This is a genomic window from Streptomyces sp. NPDC054796, assembly GCF_053611545.1.
On the sequence record NZ_JBSHAO010000147.1, the window covers coordinates 1 to 2,154 of the forward strand.

A 2,154-nucleotide genomic window follows, 5' to 3' on the forward strand; every position below is an offset into this window, starting at 1 on the left:
ACAGCGCCACAGCAGCAGCGGAGCCTGTGGATCCACCGGGCCCGCAGTCCTGGCCGCCGCCCGAGCTCCCGGACGAGCCGGACCCGCCACCGCAGGACGAGGAGATCCGCTGATGCCCGCCCCGACCCACATCCAGGAGTAGTTGTGCCTCGCACCTTCACCTACCCGCGGCCGAGACCGCGCGGCCTGCTCGGCCGCAAGCTCGAAGCCGATGAGCAGCTCGTCTTGGGAGTCGGCTTCGTCGGCGGACTCGTTGCCGCTTGGCTCCTCGGCGGCATCCTGCTGAAGATCGCTGGCTTCGCGCTGATCGCGGGAGCCTGCGCTTGGGCCACCGTGGCGCCGTACCGGGGGCGCACCTATGTCCGGTGGTTCGAGATCACCCGAACCTACAAGAAGCTCCTGCGGGACGGCGAGCTGCTCTACCGGTCCAAGGCACCATATGCAGGGCGATACGCCGACGGCCGCCGTGTCCCCGTCGACGTCCCGGTCGGCGTTCCGCGGAATATGCAGTGGATCACCGCTCGTACCGCGTTCGGGGAGATCGCGATCGTGCTGCAGCCGGATGAGCTGACGTTCACCGCTGCGGTCGAGGTGGAAGGCCAGCGCGACTTCGGCTCTCTCGATACCGGGGACAAGGAGGCTCTGGTCCGGGCCTACGAGCACCTGCTGAAGACCACGGCCGACAGCGGCGGGCGGATCCGCCGCCTTCAGTGGATCAGCAGGGTCATCCCCACCGACCCCAATGCCCATGCCCGGGACGCTGCCGAACGCCGTGACCCCAACGGCCCGACGTGGCTCCAGCAGTCGTACGAGGACCTGATCCGGCATGTCGCGGTCACCGCGGAAGACCGGCGGCTGCTGCTCGTGGTGGGCATCCCCTACACGGCTGACCTGGTCGCCGAGGCCCGCCGCTACAACACTCTCCACGAGGGCTACGCGATCACGCTCGGGCAGGAGATCGAGAGCTTCATCCGGACGCTGGGACGCGGGCAACTGCGCCACATCCGCAACCTAGACGAAGCCGGGCTGGCGTCCTACCTGCACCACAGCTACGACCCCAGCCACTGGATCGACGACACCTCCGGCATGGACAGGGTCACCTGCTGGCCCGCCGTCCTCGACGCCCGCAACAAGAAGTACATGGCCTCACGCGGCTGGGAGACCACCGAGGAGGACACCTGGTACTCGATGACCGCCTGGGTAAGAGAACTTCCCGTCCTTCCGGTCGGCATCAACTTCCTCGCGCCCGTCCTGCTCTACCTCCAGGACATCATCCTGTCGGTGTCCGTGGTCATGGACCTCGTCAGCACGGCCCAGGCAATCACCGAGGCCATGGCGGACGCCACGAACGAGTTGGGCCAGGCGGACAAGAAGGCCGGACGCATCGAGGATCCGCGGGAGCAGACCGCCCAGAGAGCCTCGATACGCACCATGCGGGACATCGCCGACGGCGCGGCGGGCACGCGGCTCGCCGCCTGGATCACCGTCACCTCGCCCACCCTCGACGCCCTGCGCCGCGACGCCGACACGGTCCGCGCCGGCGCCACCCGCGCCGGTCTGCGGCTGGAGTGGTGCGACACCGAACACCACCGGGCCTTCGTCAACACCCTGCCCTTCACTGCCGGGCTGCTGAAGGACGGGCGGTAGCGATGCTGGAGATGCTCCGGCCCCAGACGCAGGCCCGGCGACGGGCTGTCCGCACCACCACCAGTCACGCGTGCGGCCTCTACCCGGCGGTCGGCGCGGCCAGCATGGACCCCCGTGGCGTGATCATCGGCCGGGAGGCATACAGCGGCAAGGCATACATCTACGACCCCTTCATCCTCTACAACCCGCAGGCGCGAGTCCGGCTCGCCAGCGGGCACGCGTTGATCCTGGGCAAGTCCGGCTACGGCAAGTCCGCACTGGAGAAGACCTACGTGCTGCGGCAACTGCGCTTCCGCGACCGCAGCTTCGCCATCCTGGACGCGCAGGGCCAGGACGGCTCCGGCGAATGGGACGACATTGCACGACAGCTGGGTATAAAGCCGATCCGCCTTGTCTACGGCGCAACCGAGGGCGACGAGGGCGTGCGGATCAACCCACTCGACGGGCGGATACCCGCCGAGCACCAGTTCAAGGTGCTCGTGTCCATGATGGAGATCCTCACCGGCC

The 2,154-nt window shown here is 68.4% G+C and carries 1 protein-coding gene and 1 pseudogene; both read left to right on the plus strand.

Translation table 11 applies throughout. The annotated features are described in order from the left end of the window. Nucleotides 1-144 precede the first annotated feature (144 nt). Entirely contained in the window at nt 145-1,647 is a 1,503-nt protein-coding gene (locus ACWGJ2_RS40245) for an SCO6880 family protein (RefSeq protein WP_453351384.1), read from the plus strand. Nucleotides 1,648-1,658: 11 nt separating this feature from the next. Next, nucleotides 1,659-2,154: pseudogene (locus ACWGJ2_RS40250) on the plus strand (ATP/GTP-binding protein); the annotation flags it as partial.